Source organism: Kribbella sp. NPDC020701 (assembly GCF_055562215.1).
This window is the reverse complement of record NZ_JBVHFT010000018.1, coordinates 136,249-159,738: the sequence shown is the minus strand read 5'-3', so window position 1 is coordinate 159,738 and position 23,490 is coordinate 136,249. Positions and strand designations below refer to the sequence as shown.

The following is a 23,490-nucleotide window of genomic DNA, read 5'->3' as shown; positions in this document are numbered from 1 at the left end:
ACACCTATCCTGTCGGACCCTGCTGCGCAGCCCACCAAGCATCCTCGAACTCGTGTGCGGCCCGCTCCCACGCGTTGCCCTCGTCGTAGCTCTTCGGATACCCCATCCCGGACCGGATCTGGTCGACGTGGAAGCGCTCGTGAGCAAGCGTCCGAGCCAACTGCTCCTCGTTCTTGAACGCGTCCCGGTACAAGGTGACCCGCTGGTTCGGAGCGGTCGAGCCGGCCAGACCCGCCTTCGACTTGTCGATGCCGACCTTCACGTCCGAGATGTCGACCCCGTACTTCTTGGCGACCGCGCAGACGCACTCCATCGTCATCGGCAGCTTGGGGCCGCTGCCGGATGCCTTGGTGCTGCGGAGCGCGGGAGACTTGGCGGCCTTGGACGCGACCGACTTCGCCGCCGTGGCGACCTTGCCGGCCCCGGCCTTCACCGCGCCCGAGACGGCCGAGGTCGCCGATCTGGCGGAGTTGGCCAGCGAGGATCCGACCTTGCTCGCCGCGGCCGTGACAGCCTTGCCGGCCGTAGTACTGGCCAGGGCTCGGGCTCCGGCGCCGACACCGGCACCGATGCCCGCGCTGAGCCCGCCGATCGCGGCTCCCACGCCCACCTCGGTGGCGAATCCGCCCCAGGAGAAGTCCTTCTTGCCGTCGGCAACGTCGACTCCGTACCCGGCCGCGGCCCCGGCCGCACCGGCTGCCACGCCGGCCGCGATCACGCACCCGACACCCGTTGCGCAGACCGCGCCGATCGCGATGCCGACCCCGATGCCGACGGCGATGTTGGTGATCAGGCCCTTGTGTTCATCGACCCAGTCGACGGCGTTGCTGACGCCGCTCTTCACCGCGTTCCACGCTCCCGACAGACTCCACAGACCGGTCGGGTCGAGGTAGGTGACGGGGTTGTTCTCCGCATAGGAGTAGGCGTTCGCGGCCTGTGCGCTGGTGACGTCACTTGCCGGGTCGGTGGACAGGAACCGGCCCAGGTCCGGGTCGTAATAGCGAGCACCGAGCGCGACAAGTCCGGTCGTCGGATCCTTGGTCTTGCCGAGCCAGCCGTGCTCGGTGGGCAGGGCCGGCAGCAGGTTCCGGATCTCGCCGAACGGCGTGTAGTAGGTCCGGGCGGCAATCGACGTACCGTCGGCGACCGAGATCTGCGCGGAGCCCTGGGTATCGTTGAGCTGCCAGACCTTGTTGCCGAGGGTGAGTCGTTGTGCGACCCCCACACCGGCCTGGTCGTAGAACCGGGTGGCGGTCTTCAGCACCCCGGCCACCACGGTGATCTCGGCGCCGTCGATGTACAGCGTCGCCGCGATCCCGAGCGGATCCACCCGGGCCATCCGGGTGCCGTCCGGCGAGTACACGAACTCGGTCTTGCTGACGAGCGTGCTGGTCTCCGACTCCAGCTGGTGCTGCGAGTTCCAGGCGAGCCTGGTCGGGATCAGCCCACCGAGCAGTCCGGGCCGCTCGACCATCGCGCCGTTGGCGTCGTACGCGAACGACTCGACGCCTGCCCGGGTGACCGCATGCGGATGCGCGCTGTCGCCGTACGTGTAGTTCCTGGTGTGACCGAGCGACGTCGCGGACAGGACGTTCCCGTCCGGTGAGTAGGTCCACGACTGGTTGAATCCGGCTGGGCCGTCGTGGACCGACTGCTCCGACGCGTCGGAGCAATCGGTCTGGTACGTCGTCCAGCCATGCGCCAGCCTGTTCAGTCCGTCGTAGTCGAAACAGGTCGCGACCGGCTTCGCACCGGTCGTGTCGGTGATCTGCTGGATGTTGCCGGCGGGATCCCAGCCGTAGGTGTCGTCCTGCTCGGACTTCTCGTCGCCGGTCAGCGGATTGCCCACCAGAGTCTGGATCCGAGCCAGGCGCTGGGTGTCCTCGGCGTATCCGTACGCGCGCCGCAGGGAATGGTTGGCGTTCGCGTAGACTCGCGCGCCGAGCTTGCCGTCCGCGGCGTAACTCGTCGAGTCGATGTAGGCGTCGGTTCGCTTGTCGCCGGTCAGCGGATCGGTCAGTTCGCCGGACAGTGTCGAGGGATTGCCCAGTGCGTCGTACCCGGTGGTGACAGTCTCCTTCGGTGTGCCGAGCACGGCGTCCGCGTAGGTCTTGGTGACCACGTGATCCGCGTCGTCGTAGCCGTAGGCCACCGTGAAGTCCGAGCCGTGCAGCAGGCCACCGACGCCTTGCGGGAAGCTCCAGCGCTGCCCGCTCGCGCGGCCTCGCTGGTCGTAGCCGACGACCGATCGGGTGAACTCCCTTCCGTTCGCGATGGTGGTCTGCGCGGCGGCCCGGCCGATGCCGTTGGGAATCTCGGTCGAGTCGTAGCTCCACGTGGCGACCTGCTTCCCGGTGCCGACCGGACCGGACCAGCGAGCCGTCGGCCGGTTCAGTTTGTCGTACTGGGTCGAGAGCGTGGGTCCGCCGCCGGTGGCCAGCGCCTTGGCGTCCCAGGTGGCCACCGGATTGCCGACCGCATCGAACTCGGCGCGGGATCGTCCGGCATCGGGATCGGTCGCCTCGGTGCGGCGATCGAGGAGGTCGTAGCTGAAGGTCGAGCGGTGCCCGGCCGGGTCGGTGCTGGTCGCGAGCTGACCGGACGGGTGATACGTCATCGTGGTCACGGCCTTCGCCGCCCCGGCGCCGTCCTCCGAGCGCACCGGCCGCCCACGCACATCGGTCCAGGTCGTCTTGACCACACCACCCGACGGTGGCGTGGTCCGCGTGTGGTCACCGAAGTACTCAGTCGCCGCGGACCACTTGTCCGTGCCCTGGGCAACCTGGGTGGCCTTGGTCTCCCGGCCCAGCGGATCGTAGTCACGCCGGGTCTCGACCACCTTGTCCGCAGGGGCGGCCTGCAACCCGCTGCCTACGGCGGCCGGTACGACGAACGGAAGCGTCTCCGCCGCGACATGCCCGGCGTCGTCGTACCGGGTGTCGGTGACGATCATCTTGGGCTCGCCGGACGTCGAGGCCGGTGAGACCTCCTGGTCCTGCCGGTCGCGGCCATGGGAGTCGAGGAAGGACCACGTGGTCACGTAGGTCGTGCCTGACTGGAGTTGCTTGCTGACGATCAACGGCGGATTCTGGTGGGCCGGATCGAGCTTGTACTCGTAGGCCTTGGCGGCCGGTGCGTCAGCGGCTTGGCCGGGCAGGCGCACGGTCGCTAGTCGGCCCAGAGCGTCGTAGGTCGTGGTGGTGACCTGGTTGTTGGCGTCTTTGACTGTCAGGGGTTGCTGGCGGTCGGGGTCCGTCGTCGTGATGTCGACCTGACCGAGTGCGTTCGTTTCGGTGACCGTGGTCGGGCGGCCGGTGGCCGGGGTGTAGGCGGTTGTGGAGGTGTTGCCGTTGGCGTCGGTCTCGGTGAGGGTTCGGCCGTAGGCGTCGAAGGTGGCTGAGGTGGAGGTGGACTTGGTGATGTCGTTCGGGCCGGACGCGGTGACGGCGGAGACGGTCTTGGTGACGTCGCCCTTGGTGACGGGACCGCCGGCCGTGTCGGAGCCGTCGTAGGACTGGTCCTTCGCCGAGATCAGGCTCTTCGGTGCGGAGCAGCTGCCTTCGTACGTGCGGATCCGATACGGGAAGGCCAGCATCCAGTCGCTGATGGTGGCGTCGTCACGGGCGTAATTGGTGCGTGTGCAGCGAACGTCGTCGCCGGCCGTGTCGACCACGTCCGTGGCTTGGCCGTAGGCGTCGTACGTCGTGGTCATCGTCGTCGTCCGGGTGCTGCGTGCGCCACCGGACTCGGGTACGACGGCCTCCCGCTTGACCGACTCGCTCTCGACGACCAGGTGGGCGTCGTCGTCGGGATTGGTCTTGCCGGGATCGAGCGGGGTCGTGTGCGCCGAGATGTAGCTGTGCAGTGAGCCACCGAGCTCATACGAAGGTGCACCGGACGCGTCGAGCTGGAACTGCTGGGTCTCGCGATCCTTACCGCGCAGCCACGGCACGTCCTTCACCGAGGCGCCGGTGGAGTCGACCACGTCGACCGACTTGGTCCCGCCACCAGCCAGCCGGTCGCCGTCCATGCCCTGGAAGAACAGGTTGCGGGTGATCTCCAGTGGGCGCGCGGCCTGCTCGCCCCGGAAGCCCGGGTCGGACAGCTTCACCACGTCGACCGATCCGTACCCGCGCCAGTCACTCCACGTCTTCCGCTTGGCCGGCGTGACATCGTCATCGTCGTAATGCCAGGACGGCTTGCCGCGATAGCGATACTCGTTGACCTGCGGCGGTGCGCCACCAGCCTGGTCGACCACGGTCACCTTGCTGACCAGGTACCGGTGCCACCAGCCGAAGCCGGAGCTGTCCCCGTTCGAACGCCAACCCGGGAAGCAGGTCTGCGTGTTGGTGTCGGCCTTGCCCTCGGGGAAGTCGTCGATCGTGCACCCGTCCGGCTGGCCGTAGCCGACCTCGACCCGGCGGCCGAGCTCGTCGGTCACCGTGGTGACGCGCAGCTTCTCCAGCTTCGGTACGCCGCTGCCGGGCGCGGCGTCGACGCGGTTCGGCGACTCGCGACCGGCGATCACGACCGCAGGCAAGGACTCGGCGCCAGACCCACCGAGCCCGACCTGCTGGAACTTCTCCAGCCACAACGACGCACTGGTCCCGTCGGACGGCTTCGGGAACGAGTAGGTGAAGTCGACCCGGTCGACGTCCACGAAGTCGCTGCCGTCGTTGCGCTGGGCGCTGACCGAGCGGAGCAACTGATTGGTGAAGAAGCTCGGCGACTTCTGCTCGTCGCCGGTGCAACTGCCGGTGCACACCTGGTCCATCGGTACGTCGGGGTACGACGACGCGTGGTCCTTGTCGAACGCGGGACACGTCCCGGACCCGTCGGCGGCCTCGATGCAGCGCAGCTCGGAGGTGAAGTGCAGTCGGGCCGGTGCCGTCGTACCCTCGTCGCCGGACCGTTGCGAGTAGACGATGTCGCGGACGTGACCGCCGCGGACGTACTCGGTGGACTTGCCCGACTCGCCGTTGCGCGCGTACTTGTTCTTCTCGACGTCGTAGAAGTACGTCGTACTGTTGCCGTGGGCATCGACCACGCCGTCGAGGTTCCAGCGCCAGGCCTGGGTGCACCAGGAATCCTCGACATTGCCCTGGTGACACGGCTCGCCGTCGTCGTCACCGAAGACCGGAACCGTGAAGACCGAGTTGGTCGCCGTCCCCGTGGTCGCCTGCTTGCCGCGGCCGAAGGTGAACGTCATCCCCTGCGGCGTCTGGACGACCCAGTACTCGCCGTCGTTGTCGCCGTTGTCCGCGTCCTTCTTGCGCTCGACCCGCCAGCCCGGGTCCTGCTTGGCCCGCCAGACGTCACCGCCGGCGGCCTTGTCCTTCACGAGTTCGGACGACGTACCTTCGAGCGACAGCATCAGCTGGTCACCGGCCCAGCACAGGTCGCCGGTGTCACCACCGTCGTCCGAGCAGCCGTTGTACCGCCGCTCCAGGTACGGCGTCTCGAGGCTCCAGCCGAGGCCGGCCCAGGAGGGCTGCGCGTTCTCGGCCGCGGTCATGCCGTCGACTGATTGGGAGGAGTACGAAAGGTCCAGATCCGGAGCCTTGCCGGAGATCGCGGCGACCTTGGGGATCGGGTAGCTCCAGTTGAAGTCACCCGATTGCAGGCCGACGGACCACTTGCTCGACGAGGACAGCTTGGTCGCCGTGTACGAGCCGGCTTCGCCATTCGCTGCGGCGGCGACGACGTACACCATCCCCTGCTGCGCGGCCGGCAAGGTCGCGGTGAGCTTGTGGTCGACCAGGTTGATCTTGCTCGGCACCGGAATGCTCCTGGTGCAGGCGGCCGACGCGGGTGTGGTCAGCGCGCACGCGGGCTTGGCGATCAGGCGGAGCCGGGACTCGAAGTTCCCGCCGTACGCACCGGCGAAGCCGGCCACGTCGACGGTCACACCGACGGGTGCGGCGCGGCGGCTGCCGTCGGCGCGGATCAGCTTCAGCGCGACACCGTGACCACCGAGTTTCTCGGCGACCTGGTGGTCGTACGTCGCCACCGTCACCTGCTCGGGACCGCCGGCGACCGGTTGCAAGGAAACGGCTCCAGCGCTGCGAGAGCTGCTGGAGCCGGTGAGATCGACGGTCGTCGTGCCGGCGGACGGCCAGACCACTTTGACCGGTGTCGCCTGCGGACGAGCGGTGCCGGCGGTGGACGGATCGAGTTGCTGCGGGACCGATCTGCTCGGAACGGTGATGACCGAATCCTCGGCCGACACCGCCGCCGGTTTCTTCGGATCGGCCGCCGCGGCGGGTGGTATGCGAAGCCCACCGGTCAGTACGGCGAGTGCTACGACACCTGCAGTGATGGCTTTCGGACGGGACGAAACCATGCCTCACTCCCCCAGAGTGTTGGCGTCACATCGTGTTCGGGCGTAAACACGATGTGACCAAACCTCTCCGAGGTTGGAGGTCATTGTCAACTGTGGCCTAGACAAGTACCCCGCGCCGCCGAGGGGGGTCACTGCCGGCCAGGTGAGGCAGAGCGTCATTTCTCCCCTCGCCGCTGCGATGGTGTCCGCTGACGTGCCCATCGACCAGATCTGGGGACACGTCATCGCCGTAGGTTGACCAATGCCGCGACCACGCTGTTGGCCGATCCGGGTTGGCGGGTGGAGCCGACTTGGGTCCACGCGGGTGGGCAGTGCCTGAGGCCCTCCGATGGGCGTGGCGAGCATCGGCCTGATCCAAGCCGGCCTGCTTGTGACGAGCCAGTTGCTAACAGCCGGGCTGCCGGCGGCTGATAGCAACCCGGCACAGGGCTTGCGGGTCGGGCAGCCCAACCTCGCTCCTGGCCAGGCCGCCGGGCTTACGCCGCGGTGGTGCCAGCACCACGAAGCTCCGTGGAGTCGCCCCATGGGTCGGGGGTGTGGCGGTCGAGCTTCGGACCGTCGCCACCAGGAACGGGGTCGTCGGCGGACTCCGATTCTCCCCTGCCTGATGGGTCTGCGGTGCGGCGGTCGAGTCTCGGACCGTCGTCAGCACGGCGGGGGCCAGTGGCGGAGTCGGACACAACATCACCCCACGGGTCGAAGGCGCCACGGGTATCTGTGCAGGACTTGCTGCCGCGATCACCGTCCGGGATCGGACCCACGGCATCACCCCAGACATCGACGCGTGTACTCACCAGCCGTTTGCCGGCTGGCTCGTTGCCGGCTGGCTCGTTGCCGGCTGGCCCGTTGCCGGCTGGCCCGGTGTCGGCTGGCCCGGTGGGTACCCCGCCAGGCGTGCCGTCGGAGCCTTCGCCCCACGGATCGAAGTCGGTGGCGGATGAGCGCGGCCGGGCACGCGCGGGTCGTTCGTTCGGGGTGTCACCCCAGGGGTTGAGGCAGGCGGCGTCCTCAGCGGTGATCCAGGGTGGGTCGGTGTCGCGTGGCCAGGCCCGGGCGGGCCTGCTGGATGCGTCGGCTGCAGTCACGTCGGCTGTGGTCGCGTCGGCTGCTCGGCGCGTGGTTGAGCCGGGTGTCGGTTTGGTGGTGTTGGGTGTGTTGGTTGGTGGCCGGTATCTGTCGCGGGGGATGGGGTCGGAGGTGGCCCAGGCGGGGCGGTCGACGTGGACGGTGCCGTTGGTGATGTGGATGTTCCAGTGGCCGGCGTGCAGGTCGCGGTGGCAGCGTTTGCAGAGCAGGACGAGGTTGGTGATCTTGGTTTCACCGCCGTCGATCCAGCTGATCACGTGGTGGGCGTCGCAGTAGATCGGTGGGGCTCCGCAGCAGACGCAGCCCTTGTCGCGGGCGATGAGGGCTTTGCGGATCGGGCCGGTCGCGAGCCGCACGGTGGTGCCCACATCGAGGGGCTGGGAGTCCGAGCCGAGCACGATCGGCAGGATGTGGGCGTCGCAGGCCAGCCGCCGGATGGTGGCCGCCGACAGGCCGTCGCCGTAGGTCAGGTGGCCGATCTTGTCGGCGGTGGCGGCCTTGAGGTCGTTGAAGTCGATCGTGACGGTGATGTGCGGCTTCGGGCCATGCCCGGGAGCTGACCCGCCGCTGTTCGTGCGGCCCGCATCGCTGACCGAGCCGCCCGCACTGTCCGTGGTGGTGGCGGTTCCCGCGGGCACAGGGGCGCCTGAGGTGGCGACCGTGGTGCCGCCTGCGGCGCCTGCGGTGGTGAGGATGGTGGTGAGGGCGTCGGCCTGGCGTTTGGCGCGGGGCCGGGGATCCAGCGCGCCGTCGATGGTCTTGTGGGGTTTGGCGTGGGCGTGGATGAGGGTGCGGAACAGTTCGGCGTTCTCGTTGGCCAGGTACCTGGTGAACGCGACGCCGTTGTCGGCGTTCTTCAGGGTGAGTGTTTCGCGGTCGTAGGCCTCTTGCTCGGCGGGCTCGGGGCCGTCGGTGTCGAGCCGGTCGCGGACGAGCCGGCCGGCCCTGCGCAGGTCGAGGGGGCCGTGAGTGCGGCCGAGTTCCACCAGCTGCTGCTCGGCGACCCGCAGGTCCTCGGCCGGGACCGTGGCCGGAACCTTGTCCAGCGCGGACACGATCGCCTCGGCCTGCGCCGGATGCAACAACACACCCGCCCCCGCACCATCCACGCCCGCACCATGCTCGTCGTCGTGGGCGGTTTCTGCCGAGTGTGGGTCGGGGTCGGGGAGGGCGGCGGCGACGGCGGGGTAGTTGGGCAGGGCGGTGGCCAGGTGGACGTCGCGGCGGGCCTTGGTGGCGTCGATGCGGTAGCGGAAGGTGAGGAGCCGGGCGGTGGTGCCGGCGCCGAGTTCTTGGGCGTGGCCGGTGGTCTCGAGACCGGCGATGAGGTGCAGGGCGGAGGTTTCCAGGCGGGCGATCTCGGCGTACACGGCGTCGAGGGTCGACAGCATCTCGCTGCCGCTCATCGACCACACCGGTCGCTGTCCGAGAATCTCCATACACAAACTGCAGGCGGCGCCACCGACAGTTTCAAACCCAGAAGCCCTTGTTTTCAAGGGATTCCAGCCACCACGGCTATCCACAATGATGCAGACGCGTGGACAACCCCTGGAGTGACACGAGTTATCGCGTTGCCGCTAGAACGTAGGTTCCACGACTGTTGTCATCGGCAACAACTTTGATCAGTGCACCGATGTGGGTACTTCGACGTGTACTGCGCCGGTTGCCCGTTCGCAGCACACCGCGATGGTCAAGCGGAGCACGGTGCGTCGTCGCCTGCGCGGCCCTGTGCCCAGGTCGTGAGTGGCGCGAGTCCGGCCTTGACCGGCAGCACCGGTCAGCGCTGGGTCGCGTCCGCGAAGCTCGGAGCGTCGAGCGGCACCACGAAGAGCCCCACCCGCAGCTCCGGGTCGAGCCGGCCCCAGACGAGATCGGCCGCCGACGTCCAGGCCGCGCCGATGGACACGAGTGATGGGATGCCGGACGTGATCACGTCGGCGGCGGTTCCGGCGTACGTGCTGATGGTGACGGCCGTGGCCGGCGGCAGCGCCGCGATGTACAGCGACAGGTGCTGCACCAGGTCCTCCGCGCCAGGCACGGCCCGGGCAGAGCCGATCGTCACGCCGGTCCCATCGGCCGACGCGGTCGCGAAGATCCGCGGTGTCCGGATCGGCGGGTCCGGCTCGTAGGCGTGATCGCGTAGCGCCACCTGTGGGTCGCGCCCGGCCCTGCGCGCCTCCGCCAGCTCGCTGACCTGCGTCCCGTTACCGACGACGATCCAGCCATCGGCACGGACCGCGGCGGTGTAGTGCCGCAAGTCGTCGGTGGATCCGCCCGAGACGTCCTGTACGACGATCTCGTCGTCGGACACCACCAGCTTCCGCTGCTTCGACGCCGGACTGCGCCCGGTCAGCCAGTACGCGGCGAACCCGGCACCGTCCCGATCCCTACCCAAGGCGAGACCGCGCCCTGGGTATTCAGCCGCGCCAACCAGGTCCTCGAGTGTTCGCACACCCCCATTGTCGCAAGCCGGGCGAGGAGGTCGGCGCGGCGACGGTCAGGCCTGGTTGGCGATCAACGTGCGGACGAGCCGGAGGCCGACGGACAGGTGCGCGAGCTCCGGGCCTTCGGTTTCGACGATCTCCTCGAGCATGGAGGCGGCGCGGGACAGGGCGGCCGCGTTCTGGTCCTGCCAGGTGATGACGCGGTCCTCGGGCCCGGCCGAGGCGTCGGTCGTGGCGAGCACCTGGCGGGTCAACCGGGCGTGCACCGCGTGCAGGTCGTCGCGCAGCGCGGCGCGGGCCATCGTCTGCCAGCGGTCGGTCCGCGGCAGGCCGATGATGCGCTCCAGGAAACGGCCCAGCTGCAGCCGCTCACCGAGGGCGAAGTGCACCTTGGCGACCTCGAAGATGTCGATGTCGTCGCGCGATGCGGTCTCGACCACACCCAGACCCGCGTACGCCGGTGGCAGCACGGCGATCCTGGTCGCGAAATCGGCCGGAACCCCCTTCTGCACCAGGGATTCACGCCGCTGCTCGAACAACGCCAGCTCACGGCCGCGCAGCACGTCGGGCAGTGCCTCGGTGAGCTTCGCGATCCCCGGACCGAAGAAGTCGATCAGGTCCGCGATGTCCAGCGGTGGCCGCCGGTTGCTGACCAGCCAGCGGGTGGCGCGCTCGACCAGCGTGCGGGTCTCCAGCCGCATGTGCGTCTGGGTCGCCGCGTCGACGACGTTGTCCAGCTCGGCGTTGCGGGACAGCAGCTCCGGCTGGGCGAAGATCCGCGACGCCGCGAGGTTCCCGCGGACCACGTCCTCGACGCTCCCGCCGGTCTCCAGCGAGAGCCGGTGGTACGCCGTGATGCCGGAGGTGTTCACGAACTCGTTCACCACCTGGGTGGTGATGATCTCGCGCCGCAGCTGGTGACTCTGCACCTGCTCGGGGAACCGCTCGTGGACCGCCTTCGGGAAGTAGCTGGCCAGCTTGTGCGCCAGGTACGGGTCGTCCGGCAGCGTCGTCTGCAGCAGCTCGGCTTCCATGACGATCTTGGTGTAGGCCATCAGCACCGACAGCTCCGGCGAGGTCAGGCCTTTACCTTCGGCCTTGCGCCGCTTGAACTCGGCGACGCTGGGCAGGAACTCGAGCTGCCGGTCGAGCAGTCCTTGCTTCTCCAGCCGCCGTACCCAGTCCTGGTGGACGTGCATCAGGGCCGGCGCCTGCGCGGTCGCGTTGGCCAGCGCGATGTTCTGCCGGTAGTTGCTCTTCAGCACCAGCGCCCCGACCTCGTCGGTCATCGACGCGATGATGTCGTTGCGCTGCTTCTCGGTCAGGTCGCCGTCGGCGACCACCTTGTCCAGCAGGATCTTGATGTTCACCTCGTGGTCGGAGGTGTCCACGCCGGCCACGTTGTCGATGAAGTCGGTGTTGATCCGGCCGCCGCCGGCGGCGTACTCGATCCGGCCCAGCTGGGTGAAGCCCAGGTTGCCGCCCTCGCCGACCGCGCGGGCGCGCAGGTCGGCGCCGTTGATCCGGATCGGGTCGTTGGCCTTGTCGCCGACGTCGGCGTTGGTCTCGCCGGACGACTTCACGTAGGTGCCGATGCCGCCGTTCCAGAACAGGTCGACCGGCGCCTTCAGGATCGCGTTCATCAGCTCGGCCGGCGTCAGCGTCGCCGGGCTGCCCTCCAGCCCGAGCACCTCGCGCACCTCGGGCGAGATCGGGATCGCCTTGTCCGTGCGCGGGTAGACCCCGCCGCCGGCGGAGATCAGCGACGGGTCGTAGTCCGCCCACGACGATCGCGGCAGGTCGAACAGCCGTCGCCGTTCGGGGAACGACGTCGCCGCGTCCGGCGCCGGGTCCAGGAAGATGTGCCGGTGGTCGAACGCCGCGACCAGCCGGATGTGCTCCGACAGCAGCATCCCATTGCCGAACACGTCACCGGACATGTCGCCGACACCGACGACGGTGAAGTCCTCGTTCTGGCAGTCGTGGCCCAGTTCGCGGAAGTGCCGCTTGACCGATTCCCACGCGCCGCGGGCGGTGATGCCCATCGCCTTGTGGTCGTAGCCGACCGACCCGCCGGACGCGAACGCGTCACCCAGCCAGAAGCCGTACTCCTTGGCGACCCCGTTCGCGATGTCCGAGAACGTCGCCGTGCCCTTGTCCGCGGCAACGACCAGGTACGCGTCGTCACCGTCGTACCGGACCACGTCGCGCGGCGGGACGATCTCCCCGGCCACGATGTTGTCGGTGATGTCGAGCAGCCCGGAGATGAATGTCTTGTACGACGCGATGCCTTCGGCCAGCCAGGCGTCCCTGTCGACGGCCGGGTCGGGCAACTGCTTGGCGTAGAACCCGCCCTTCGCGCCGACCGGCACGATCACCGAGTTCTTCACCATCTGCGCCTTCACCAGGCCGAGCACCTCGGTACGGAAGTCCTCCCGCCGGTCCGACCAGCGCAGACCACCGCGGGCGACCGCGCCGAAGCGCAGGTGCACACCTTCGACCTGCGGTGCGTAGACGAAGATCTCGTACGCCGGCCGTGGCTCCGGCAGCTCCGGAATCGCCTTCGGCTCCAGCTTCAGCGAGATGTAGGTCCGTGGCCGGCCGTCCGGGCCGGGCTGATAGTAGTTCGTCCGCAGCGTCGCCTTCATCACGGTCAGGTAGGACCGCAGGATCCGGTCCTCGTCCAGGCTCTTCACAGTGTCCAGCGCAGCCAGGATCTCCTTCTCCAACTGGGCCACCCGGCTCGTCCGGTCCGGGTCGTCCGCGGCACCGCGCGCCGGGTCGAAGCTGGTCTCGAACAGCTGAACCAGGAGGCTCGCGATGTCCACGTGGGTCAGGAACGCGTTCTCGATGTAGCTCTGGCTGAACGGCGTACCGCCCTGCCGCATGTACTTGCGGTAGGCGCGCAGGATCGACACCTGGCGCCAGCTGAGGCTGCCGCGCAGCACCAGCGCGTTCAGCGCGTCCGACTCGGCCCGGCCCTCCCAGACCGCCTGGAACGTGTCGGAGAACAGCCTGCGCAGCTCCTCGCGCTCATCGGCGTCCTCGGGTGCCTTGAGCCCGAAGTCGTAGATGTACGCCGTACTGCCGTCTTCGCAGCGGATCTCGTACGGGCGCTCGTCGATCACCTCGACACCCATGTGGGTCAGGTGTGGCAGCACCTGTGACAGGGACAGCGCCGTACCGGTCCGGAAGACCTTGAAGCGGCGTTCGCCCTCCCACTCCTCGTCGATCGGGCTGTACAGCGACATGGCCAGCCCGTTCTCGGCCGGCAGGCTCTCGAGCACGCTGACGTCGTTGACGGCGACGCGGGCGTCGAAGTCCTCCTTGTACGCCTCGGGGAAGGCGTTCGCGTACCGCCGGGCCAGCTTGGCGACGGCACCGTCGCCGCCCTGCAGGTGCAGAGCCGCGGTGAAGTCGTCCGCCCAGGCCCGGGTCGCGTCGATCACCTTCTGCTCGAGCAGCTCGGAATCGTAGTCCCCGACCGTCTCGCCCTGCTTCATCCGGACGACGAAGTGGACGCGGGCGAGCACGGACTCGGTCACGTAGGCGGCGTAGGTGACGCTCTCGGCGCCGATCGCGTCCTTGAGGATCTGCTGCATCTTCAACCGGACCGCGGTGGTGTAGCGGTCACGCGGCAGATAGACCAGGCAGGACAGGTACCGGTTGTAGACGTCACGCCGGACGAACAGCTTGACCGCGCGCCGCTCCTGCAGGTGCAGCACGGACTGCACGATCGGCAGCAGGTCCTCGACCGGCGCCTGCAGCAGCTCGTCGCGCGGATAGGTCTCGAGGACGTCGAGCAGACCCTTGCCACTGTGGCTGTTCGGGTCGAAGCCGGTCAGCCGGAACAGCTCCAGCGCCTTGCGCCGCAGCACCGGCACCTGCATGACGCTCTCGGTGTACGCCGTGGACGAGAGCAGACCGATGAAACGGCACTCCCGGACCGGCTCGCCGTTCTCGTCGAACTGCTTGATCCCTACATAGTCCAGGAACGTCGACCGGTGCACGGTGGACCGGGAGTTCGCCTTGGTCAGGATGAGCAGCTTGCGCTCCTGCGCCTTCGCGCTCACCTCGGGCGGCAGCTTGCCCGAGCCCGGCTTCGGGTCCGGGCGGAGGATGCCGAGCCCGGTCCCGGGACTGCCGCGCAGGATGCCCTGCTCGCCCTCCATGGTGAAGTCGTACTCGCGGTACCCGAGGAAGGTGAAGTGCTCGTCGGCGAGCCACTCGAGCAGCTCGCGCGCCTCCTCCACCTCGTGCTCCCCGACCGGGAGGTCGGCCGAGTCCAGCCCGGCGGCGATGGAGACCGCCTTCTCGTGCATCTTCGGCCAGTCCTCGACCGCCTCGCGCACGTCGTGCAGCACCTTCTGCAGCGCCTGCTCCAGCGACCGGTGCTCGGCGACGTCGGCGATCCGGTCGATCTCCAGGTGCATCCAGCTCTCGCGGACCAGGTCGTGCCCGTCGGAGGACTCGGTGTCGTCCAGGACCTCCTGCAGGGTGCCGGCGATGTCGCGGCGGACGACGAACTGCGGGTGGATCAGCAGCAGCAGCTCGAGGTTGTGCTCGGTGATCGCCATCGAGGCGCTGTCGACCAGGAACGGCATGTCGTCGATGACGATCTCGACCACGGTCCGCCCGTTCGCGGACCAGCCGTGCTCCTCCAGCGTGGGGGTGAAGACATGCACCTTCGCCGTACCCTGCGGGCGGGACGCGGCGGTCTTGTAGTGGTGCCGGGCCGCGCCCAGGCAGTCGTTCGGCTGGCGCTCGGCCACGTCCTCGGCGGCGACGTGGCGGTAGTACCGCTCGAGGAAGGTTTTCAGCTTCGCCGGATCCACCGACTTGTCGTGCCCATGTGTTCCCGCGGCCACCGCCTTGGCGAGCACATCCGCCTTCTGGACGTCCAGCTTGCTCTGCATTCCCCACCGTCTCCACACGTGATCTCGGCGCCACTCACGCCGTACCGCACGACATTGTGCGATCACTCAGAGACTAGTCCACCTTTGTCACTGGTGTGATCTCGGGACGAGCCTGTCATCGTTTGTTGAGGCGTAGTGCGAGAGCGGGACATGCGAGGACTGCGCGACGTGCATCCGGTAGCTCACCGGCGGTGATTTCACGACCTCTCAAGACCGGGAAACCCCACTCGTCGAGGACGACGTCGTCCGGCAGCAAGGTGGCGCAGAGGCCGTGTCCGTCGCACCGCGTCCAGTCGATCTCGACCTTGTTCACCAGGCACCTCCGGGGACGGACAGGACACCCTTCGCCGGCCGGCCGCAGCCGCCGTCGAGGTGCAGTCGTACGTCGTCGCCGAACACCTCGAGCGCCGACGCGAGGAACCGCGCCGAGCCGTCCGGGTGCGCACAGGCTCCCCGGCCTGGGACGAGACCCAGGTGGCGCTGGGCGTCGTGCCAGCCGGCCGGGTCGCCCCTGAGCAACCTGTCGAAGTCGTCGACGAGTGCGGCCAGGCCGAACACACACGGGCCACACTGGCCGGCCGACTGACTAGCCAGCCACTGGGCGACCCGGTGCACCTCGCCGAGCGGGCAGGTTTCCGTGCCGAGCGCCAGGATGATGCCCGCGGACACCTCCGGTCGCTGCAGCGTCAGGCCGTCGGTCCGCGGCAGCCAGCGGCCGTGGTACCCGCCGAGCAGTACAGGCCCGGGTTCCGCGCCGGCGAACTGCAGGACCGTGTCGAGCGGCACACCGGTCGGTGTCTCGATCACACCGGGCCTCTGCACAGCCCCATCGATCGTCAGCAGCTGCGTCCCCGGCTCACTGATCAGTCCGGTACTGCTGAACCCCCTGGACCCGAGCCGCGCGAGTACTGCGAGCTGGGCGAACGTCTCCACATTCGACAAGAAGGTAGGCCGCCGGTGGTAGCCCTTGCGCGTCGGCAGCACCCTTCGACCAGGCGGTACGGCGGCACCACCTTCCAGCGCACTCAGCACCGCACGGGCCTCGCCTGCGACGAAACGCCCTGGAGTGTCGCTCACCTCGATCGCCAGTCGGTCGTCGCGCTCCATGAGCGCCTCACGGATGGACGTAGCGGCAGCACCGTCGTGTACGGCGATCAGCACGTGGGATGCACCGAGTGCGCGGGCCAGGCCGGTGGCACCGTCCAGGACGAGGTGCGGCGCAAGGGTGAGGAGCAGACGGTCCTTGCGGCTGACCGGCTCGCTCTCGGAGCCGTTCACGACGACGGCCTCGATCCCCTTCGCAGGGAGATCGGCGAGCTTCAGCGCGACCGGGAACGCAGCACCACCGCGTCCCCTGAGGCCGACTGCCTCGGTGAGCCGGAGGTAGTCCCCGCGGTTGAGGTCCGGCTGCGGACCGTGCGTCCAGAGGTGCCGCTGCCGGTCCAGCCGGCCTTGGTCGAGTCCGGCCAGCACTCGGGCGTCACCGATCACTCTGGTTTCCTGCATGGTCATCGTCATCGGATCCTCCCGGCCCGTGCGAGGTTGAGGGGCGTCGTGGCACGGGCGCGGTAGGCACCGGCCGCGCCGACTGCGGCCAGACAGCCGAGGGTCAGGGCGAGCATCCACGGCGTACCCCGGTCGGTACCGGCCAGGAGCGCGTGCCCGATGGACAGCAGCCAGCCGACCGATGCGGCGATGTGGATCTTGCGCCAGTGCTTGGTGAAGGACTCGGAGCCGGCGAGCCGGCCGCGGGCAGCACCGACGACGGATGCGAGCACCAAGCCGTAGAGCGCGAGTACACCGACGACCATCGCGAACGGCCGGTAGCCGGAGCCGAACGGCCAGACCAGGACGGTCGGACTGATGTCGACGTAGCTGTCGGCCATGACGGCGATCACGTGAGCGGTCAGCAGGACCAGTCCGGTCGCGGCGGCCGAGCGGTGCACGTACTGCAGCCAGAACCGGCGCTCCGGCCGGCGATTGCCGGACATCGCGAGGCCGAGCGTGGCCGACAGCGTGAACATGATCATCGCGACCACTCCGGCCGCCCGGGCCAGGTACCACAAGGTCATCAGGCGGCCCTGCTCGCTGCCGGCCACCCCAGCAACTCGGTGACCTCACCGTCGTCGGCGACCAGCCGCGCCGGGTGACCCGCCAGCTTCAGTCGCCCGAGAGCACCTTCCCCTGTCGCGACAAGCGCCGTACTGAAGGTGTTCGCGCGTACGGCGGTCGGAGCCCAGACGGATGCGGTTCGGTAGGGCCCGTCGGCCGGGCGTCCGGTGCGCGGGTCGATGACGTGGTGGCCATAGCCGGACGGGGTCTGCCAGCGCCGTACCGTCCGCGTCGAGGTGGTCAGACCGCCGTGCGAGAGGGTGACCAGGACGCCGGTATCGCCGGCGCGTTCGGCGACCGTGATGATCCACGGCTTGGCCGGCTGGCCGGCGGCACGCAGGTCCCCGCCGATCTCGACGAGTACGGCGCAGCCGTAGCGCTTACTGAGGATGTTCGCGGCACGGTCGGCGGTCCAGGCCTTCGCGGTGGCGCCGAGGTCGAGAGCGGAGTCCTTCGGGACGCCGAGCAGCGCGAGCTTGCGGTTCAGCTGGACCGCCTGCCAGCCGGCGACCGGCTTCGGGTCGTGCGGTGCCTGCGGGAAGCGCCGTCGGACCGCCTCGATGTCGGCGTCGTACCCGGCGGCGATCACCGCGGAGCCGACGGTCGGGTCCACGGCGCCACCGCTCATCGAGGCCGCGACCAGGCTGACGTCGATCAGATCGATCAGCAGCCGCGACACCGGTACGAGCGCACCGGCCCGATTGTTGACAATCGACAGCTCGGAGTCCGGGCGGAACCGGCTGGCCGCCTTGTCGACGCGATCCATCAGAGCCTTCAGCTCACCGCACGCTGCCCCGAGTACGGCGGGGTCGTCGACGGTCAGGCGGACCGTGCAGCTCCACGCGGTCCAGGTCCGGGAGGCGGTCATGATCCGTTGCTCCCGCCCTGCGACGTGGAGCCCGAGCTCGACGACCCCAGTCCGCTGCTGGAGCTACTCGAGTCATCGGAGCCGGAGCTGGAGGAGCTGGATCCCGAGCTGCCCGCGCTGGACCCGGAGCTGTCAGAGCTGGAGCTGCTCGAGCCGGAGCTGCTCGAGCCGGAGCCGCTGCTCGTGCTGCTCGAGCCCGAGTCGTCGTCGGATCTCGTCGAGCCGGCCGTCGTACCGGTGCTGCCGGAGTCCGAGTGTTTCGCGGACACGACCGCGACGGACAGGCCGGTGCCGCCGATCCCGAGCACAGCGGTCGCGATCGCCGCGGCCCCGGCCCGGCGCAACCAGCGCCGCCTGGATGAATGGGAATCGTCGAACGCATCTGGGGTGACCATGCCGTAAGCCTCGCCGGAGGCTCCTCAGCCGCACTCCAAGAGAAGGTCAAGCGACCATCAAGTTCTCCTGAAAGCTCTCTGAGAGCGATCCTCAGGGATCACTGGTCGAGGCCGCTGACCGCCGGTGGGCAGTCGGTGTGGCAGTGCTTGCCGATCGTCTCGACGATGTCGTCCGACACCTCGCCGAGCACGGCCAGCCGGTCCGGACCGAAGACGTCGACGAAGAACTGACGGACCCGGGCCGCGTGCGCCGGCGCACACGCCTCGATCGCGGCCAGCCCCTCCTCGGTGATGGCGATCTCCGGGTAGCGGGACTCGCAGGACTCCTTGCGGATCAGCCCGCGCTTCTCCATCCGGGTCAGGTGGTGCGACATCCGGCTCTTCTCCCACTGGGTCGCCTTGCCCAGCTCGAAGGCCCGCATCCGGCCGGACTCGGACTCGGACAGGTTGACCAGGATCTCGAAGTCGGATTTGGACAGGCCGAACTCCCGCTGGAGGTGCCGCTCCAGGTGCGTCTCCAGCGTCCGGTTCATCAGCAGGTAGCTGCGCCACGCCTGCTGCTCGTCATCGTCCAACCACGGTCCCTTGCCCACGACATCCATCCTACCGGGTCGGGTTGACACATCAACCAAACGAGCTACGATCGGTTGGGTTGACACATCAACCCAAGAACTTTCCACTGCTGAGGAGCTGCTGGATATGACCGATAAGAAGCTGATCGCCGTCGTCGGAGCCACCGGGTCGCAGGGCGGCGGACTGGTCCGGGCGATCCTCGAGGACCCGACCGCCGAGTTCGCCGTACGGGCGTTGACCCGGAACCCGGAATCCGCCAGGGCGAAGGCGGTGGCAGCGGCCGGCGCCGAGGTGGTCGCCGCTGACCTGGACGACGAGGCGAGCGTGCGTGCCGCGTTCGACGGCGCGCACGGCGCCTTCGTGGTGACGAACTACTGGGCCGAGCGGACCCTGGAGCAGGACGCGGCCCAGACCCGCGCCGAGATGGAGCTGGCCCAGGCCGAGACCGCCGCCCGCGCCGCGAAGGAGGCCGGCATCGCGCACCTGATCTGGTCGACCCTCGAGGACACCCGGCCGTTCTTCGCCGGGCGGGACGACGTACCGAGCCTGGACGACGGGCGCTACAAGGTGCCGCATTTCGACGCCAAGGGCGAGGCGGACGCGCTGTTCCCGAAGTACGGCGTACCGACGACCTTCCTGCGTACGACGTTCTACTTCGACTCGCTGATCGCCGGGATGGAGCCGAGCCGGAACGCCGAGGGCAAGCTGGTCCTGAACATGCCGATGGCCGACCAGCCGCTGTCCGGCATCGCGTCGGAGGACATCGGCCGCACCGCGCTCGGCATCTTCAAGCGCGGCGCCGACCAGCTCGGAAAGACCGTGTCCATCGCCGGCGACCACCTCACCGGCGACCAGTACGCCGCCGCCCTGACCGCGGCCCTCCGCGAAACCCTCGGCGAGGAGATCACCTACCAGCCCCTCACCTGGGACGAGTACCGCGCCCTCCAGTTCCCCCTGGCCGTAGAAATCGCCAACATGTTCCAGTTCTACGCCGAAGACTCAGCCCGCTTCACCGGCGACCGCGACCTCGCAAAGGTCCGCGAGCTCAACCCGGCACTGCAGTCCCTCGAAGAGTGGCTCACGAAGCGCAAGGCCGACTTCAAGCTCGAGCCCACGCTGTAAGGGGACAACAGGATCGAGGGCAGCTCGAAGGCTGCCCTCGATCCAGTCATCCGCACCCACCAAGTCGCGCCACTGACCATCGTTTGGCAGCACTCCACGGAACAGCGACGGGAGTCCCTCGGAGTTGGGCAGCGGATGTTCGATCGAGTCGAGAGCAGAGCATGGTGAGAAGGTCCGGAGACCCCGAGGTCAAACCTTCCGGATCCGGTCGGCGATCTCCTGCCTCGCCGCGAACCCGGCCGCCTTGTACGTCGCGACGCCGCCGACGTTAGAGCTCGGAGTACACACGCGCACGCTCGACGAGCCCATCTCCCGCAGTGCGGCCGCCCCGGCGACGGTGATCGCCCGGCCATAGCCGCGGCCGCGGTGGTCCGCATGGACGCCCATCGGCTCGACCAGTCCCGGCTTCCCCGGGCCGGCCGACCAGACCGTCACCACCGCCGCAGCGTTGCCCTGGTCGTCGTAAGCACCAAGGCATCGGGCGTCGGCGTAGAACGGTCCCGCGGACATCTCGTGCCGGTACTCGCGCGTGGGCCTCGTGGTGTTGAACGCGGACCGCAGGACGTCGGCGAAGTCCTGCGCCTGCTCCAGGCCGATCTCCTTGATCCACACGCCGGGGTCCTCCACCGCTTCGGCGAGGTCGCGGAAGAGCGGCGTCCATGGCTCGTCGACACCCCAGCCCTCCTTGGTCAACAGGTCGTGGAGCAGCAGGCCCTGCGGCGCCTCGATGGACACCGCTCCTTCCGGCAGCACGCCGCGCTCAGGCAGCGAAAAGTCCTCGACGAGCCGCCGCGCCAGATCCTCGTCCTGGAAAGCGTCAGGAGCGACCGTCATCCGCACCAGCGTCGGCGAGTCCAGCATCCCGACAGCGAGGATCCGTCCGTTCCGGCTCCAGGTCCGCACCACCGCGGCCGTCTCGGCCGTTCCGAACCGGTAGTTCCAGCCGATGTCCCCGGGATGCAGCTGCATCGGCGCTTCGTCGTGCTGCCACTCCCGCAGCGCCGCCATAGCCTCGCGCACCCCGCCGGCCGTCGGCGTACTCAGCTCAATCGTCATAGCCGGGATCTGACACCCCCGTCTCGGCGGCGTGCAACCGATTAACTGAGAACGCCAGCCACCCCACCGCGCTCTCAGCACGAACTCACCGCAGCCTTCCGCCACCGGGTGGGAGGCCTGCGGCTGGAAGTCAGCGGGTCCGTGTGTCAGGTCCAAGCGGCTGCGAGGCGCTCGTACTCTTCGGGGGTCACCGGCAGTACTACGCCGTGGCAGGGATCTTGCGGCAACCGATGGTCCTTGGACGGGATCCACGAGCCGCCGGCGAGGTCGGTTGTCTCGAAGGGGACGTAGCGGCGTTCCGGGGTGAACTCGTCGATCCAGAGGTACCACTTGTTCTCGGTGTTCGACTTGTAGACCAGCGGTCCCTCGCCCTGGGTGATCGCGCCCAGGCCGATGCCTTCGGTCAGCGGCTTCCAGTCGGCGGCCGTCAGCGAGGTCGATGTCTCAGAGAACACCGTCTTGCCGAACGGCGCCTCGCCACCGCGGCTGCGTTCGTCTTTCAGGAAGCGGTAGTAGACGCCGTCATGATCGATCACCGTGGTATCGATCGTTTGCCAACCTCGGTCGATCCATACGCGCGGCTCGGAGAACTCGCGGAAGTCGCGGGTGGTGGCGTACATGATCCGGTTGTAGCTCTCGCCCTCGTGTTCGGCGTTGTCGTAGAGCGTCGAGGACCAGTGGACGAGGTAGGCATCTTGCTCAGGGTCCCAGACCGCCTCCGGGGCCCAGGTGTTGCCGGCCTCGGGCGGTGCGACCTCGACAAGTCGGCCTTCCCCCCAGTCCACCAGGTCCGCCGACTCCCAGACCATGATCGAGCGGCTGCCGCGGCGCTGGTGCCGGTCCCAATCGAGGCTCACGTAGAGGCGCAGATCGGTCGCGACCAGATAGAACCGATCGCCGTCCGGGGAACGCACGATGTGCGGGTCGCGGACACCGCCTTCACCAAGGGTGGAGTACAGGACTGGCTTGCCGCCGTTGAGGTCGTCGAAGTGCAGCGGGTCGTCGCCGTCGCTCAAGGCGAAGTAGATCTGCTCGCCGTCGACCGATTCACGCTTGAAATGCGCGAAGAGGTAACCCGCGAATGTCTGCTGCTTCATCTCCACTCCGGTCAGCCTGCGCGAAGCTCGATGGCGAGGCAGTTCGCCACCTCGAGCGGCGCCGACGAGGGCAGCCGGACGACGAGGATGCCGTGGGCCTGCTCGAAGGGTACGGCGCCGTGGCCGAGCAGGCGGACGCCGGTGACGGATTCGCCGGCGATGCTGCGGATCACGGCCCGGCCGTCGTCCGGCCAGGCCAGCTGGAAGGCGTACACGGTGTTGTCCCGGCGGGTGAAGCGGTAGTCGGAACTCGTCCAGCTCACGCGGTCTTCGGTGAAACCGTCGATGATCACGCTCGAAGGCCCCTCACCGAACACCGTGAAGGGTCGCGTGCCGTAGATGCCCTCGCCGCAGACCTTCATCCAGGCGCCGAGCTCGTCGAGCAGGTGCTTGCATTCGAGGTCGAGCGAGCCGTCCGGCAACTGCGGCACGTTGAGCAGGAGGTTCCCGTTCTTCGACACGATGTCGACGAGCATCTCCACCACGTGGCCGGCGGTCTTGTAGACGTCGCGAACGTTGTAGAACCAGTCTCCGACCGACGTGTCCGTCTGCCAGGGCTTCGGCTGGATCCCGGGCGTCTGGCTGCGTTCGATGTCCATCACGCCGACGGCGCTGATCGCGGGCCGGCGGTCCTTCTGCTGGTAGACCGCACGGTTCGTGCCATGGATCCGCGCACTGGTGTTGTACAGATGGGACACCGCCTGCAGACCGGGCGTGTAGTCGATCTCTCCGAAAGGCAGCGGCCCGTCCGAGTACAGAACGTCGGGCTGATAGCGATCGATCATCTCGGTCGCGGCCTCGAGCCAGTGCCGGTGCCACCCGGGGTCGTCGCAGTACCACGGATCGGGCACCTCGACGTCTTGCTGGTAGCGGCTGTTGTCGAGGTACAGGTCCCGGTTGGCCGGATCAGTTCCGTCGTACGGCACCCCGGCGAACGGTCCGTGGCGGTCACTGCCCTTGTTGACCGACAACCATCCCAGTGCGGCACCGAGGTGTTCGGTGATGCCGAACGGCAACCCGTGATCGTCCGCGGCGGCCTTCCAGAGCGCGAGGATGTCCTTGCCCGGCCCCACCTTCACCGAGTTCCAGCGGTGGATGGCCGACTCGTAGTTGAAGAAGTTGTCGTGGTGCACGGCCTGCGCCACGAAGTAACGGGCACCGGCCGCCGTGAAGCGCTCCATCAGCTCGTGGGGGTCGAACTTCTCGGCCTTCCACAGCTGTACGACGTCCTTGTAGCCGAACTCCGACGGGTGCCCGTAGGTCCGCAGGTGGTAGCGGTACTGATCGCTGCCCTCCCGGTACATGTGGCGTGCGTACCAGTCGCCGTACCGCGGCACCGACTGCGGTCCCCAGTGCGACCAGATCCCGAGTTTCGCGTCCCGGAACCAGTCGGGGCATTCGAACGTTGTCAAAGACTCGAAGGTCGGGTCGAAAGGCACTGGTCGCTCCTCGTGGGATGGGAAGTTGGACCGGCCGGA

At 68.5% G+C, this 23,490-nt stretch carries 14 protein-coding genes; 2 read left to right on the top strand and 12 right to left on the bottom strand.

Annotated features, from left to right (window positions below):
- Positions 1-4: 4 nt before the first annotated feature.
- The 8 genes from ACZ3HV_RS35475 to ACZ3HV_RS35440 form a co-directional block, all read right to left on the bottom strand.
- Positions 5-6,343 (bottom strand): RHS repeat-associated core domain-containing protein, encoded by a 6,339-nt coding sequence (locus ACZ3HV_RS35475; RefSeq protein ID WP_465690937.1) that lies wholly within the window; start codon positions 6,341-6,343, stop codon positions 5-7.
- A gap of 476 nt (positions 6,344-6,819) precedes the next feature.
- Positions 6,820-8,868 carry an HNH endonuclease signature motif containing protein gene (locus ACZ3HV_RS35470; RefSeq protein WP_465690935.1) on the bottom strand — a complete coding sequence of 683 codons (2,049 nt, stop codon included), beginning with the start codon at positions 8,866-8,868 and terminating at the stop codon, positions 6,820-6,822.
- Between the two features lie 338 nt (positions 8,869-9,206).
- Positions 9,207-9,881 carry an IMP cyclohydrolase gene (locus tag ACZ3HV_RS35465; RefSeq protein WP_465690933.1) on the bottom strand — a complete coding sequence of 225 codons (675 nt, stop codon included), beginning with the start codon at positions 9,879-9,881 and terminating at the stop codon, positions 9,207-9,209.
- A gap of 45 nt (positions 9,882-9,926) precedes the next feature.
- Complete coding sequence (locus ACZ3HV_RS35460) at positions 9,927-14,789, bottom strand: NAD-glutamate dehydrogenase (protein ID WP_465690931.1); 4,863 nt, start codon at positions 14,787-14,789, stop codon at positions 9,927-9,929.
- Positions 14,790-14,904: 115 nt separating this feature from the next.
- Complete coding sequence (locus ACZ3HV_RS35455) at positions 14,905-15,102, bottom strand: ferredoxin (protein WP_360379945.1); 198 nt, start codon at positions 15,100-15,102, stop codon at positions 14,905-14,907.
- The gene (locus ACZ3HV_RS35450; RefSeq protein ID WP_465690929.1) at positions 15,099-16,307 is read right to left on the bottom strand and encodes an NADH-ubiquinone oxidoreductase-F iron-sulfur binding region domain-containing protein; all 1,209 of its coding nucleotides are present in this window, start codon (positions 16,305-16,307) and stop codon (positions 15,099-15,101) included. Before ACZ3HV_RS35450 ends, ACZ3HV_RS35455 begins: the two co-directional genes overlap by 4 nt.
- On the bottom strand, positions 16,304-16,861 hold the full coding sequence (locus tag ACZ3HV_RS35445) for a hypothetical protein (protein WP_465690928.1): 558 nt from the start codon (positions 16,859-16,861) through the stop codon (positions 16,304-16,306). Before ACZ3HV_RS35445 ends, ACZ3HV_RS35450 begins: the two co-directional genes overlap by 4 nt.
- Complete coding sequence (locus ACZ3HV_RS35440; RefSeq protein WP_465690926.1) at positions 16,861-17,769, bottom strand: FAD:protein FMN transferase; 909 nt, start codon at positions 17,767-17,769, stop codon at positions 16,861-16,863. The genes ACZ3HV_RS35445 and ACZ3HV_RS35440 overlap by 1 nt, the downstream gene beginning before the upstream one ends.
- A 24-nt stretch (positions 17,770-17,793) precedes the next feature.
- Between ACZ3HV_RS35440 and ACZ3HV_RS35435 the strand changes: the two genes are divergently transcribed.
- Positions 17,794-18,171, top strand: a complete 378-nt coding sequence (locus ACZ3HV_RS35435; RefSeq protein ID WP_465690924.1) for a hypothetical protein — start codon at positions 17,794-17,796, stop codon at positions 18,169-18,171.
- A gap of 91 nt (positions 18,172-18,262) precedes the next feature.
- On the opposite strand, the gene ACZ3HV_RS35430 is transcribed toward ACZ3HV_RS35435, so the two are convergent.
- Positions 18,263-18,757 carry a MarR family winged helix-turn-helix transcriptional regulator gene (locus ACZ3HV_RS35430; RefSeq protein ID WP_360379930.1) on the bottom strand — a complete coding sequence of 165 codons (495 nt, stop codon included), beginning with the start codon at positions 18,755-18,757 and terminating at the stop codon, positions 18,263-18,265.
- Positions 18,758-18,863: 106 nt separating this feature from the next.
- Here ACZ3HV_RS35430 and ACZ3HV_RS35425 point away from each other — a divergent pair, with 106 nt between their 5' ends.
- A complete protein-coding gene (locus ACZ3HV_RS35425; protein WP_465690922.1) occupies positions 18,864-19,859 on the top strand; it encodes an NmrA/HSCARG family protein in 996 nt (331 codons plus the stop codon).
- A 189-nt stretch (positions 19,860-20,048) separates the two neighbouring features.
- Here ACZ3HV_RS35425 and ACZ3HV_RS35420 read toward each other — a convergent pair whose 3' ends face one another.
- The 3 genes from ACZ3HV_RS35420 to ACZ3HV_RS35410 form a co-directional block, all read right to left on the bottom strand.
- Complete coding sequence (locus ACZ3HV_RS35420) at positions 20,049-20,915, bottom strand: GNAT family N-acetyltransferase (RefSeq protein ID WP_465690921.1); 867 nt, start codon at positions 20,913-20,915, stop codon at positions 20,049-20,051.
- 146 nt (positions 20,916-21,061) lie between these two features.
- The gene (locus ACZ3HV_RS35415) at positions 21,062-22,012 is read right to left on the bottom strand and encodes a glycoside hydrolase family 43 protein (protein ID WP_465690919.1); all 951 of its coding nucleotides are present in this window, start codon (positions 22,010-22,012) and stop codon (positions 21,062-21,064) included.
- Between the two features lie 11 nt (positions 22,013-22,023).
- Complete coding sequence (locus ACZ3HV_RS35410) at positions 22,024-23,451, bottom strand: alpha-L-fucosidase (protein ID WP_465690917.1); 1,428 nt, start codon at positions 23,449-23,451, stop codon at positions 22,024-22,026.
- Positions 23,452-23,490 lie beyond the last annotated feature (39 nt).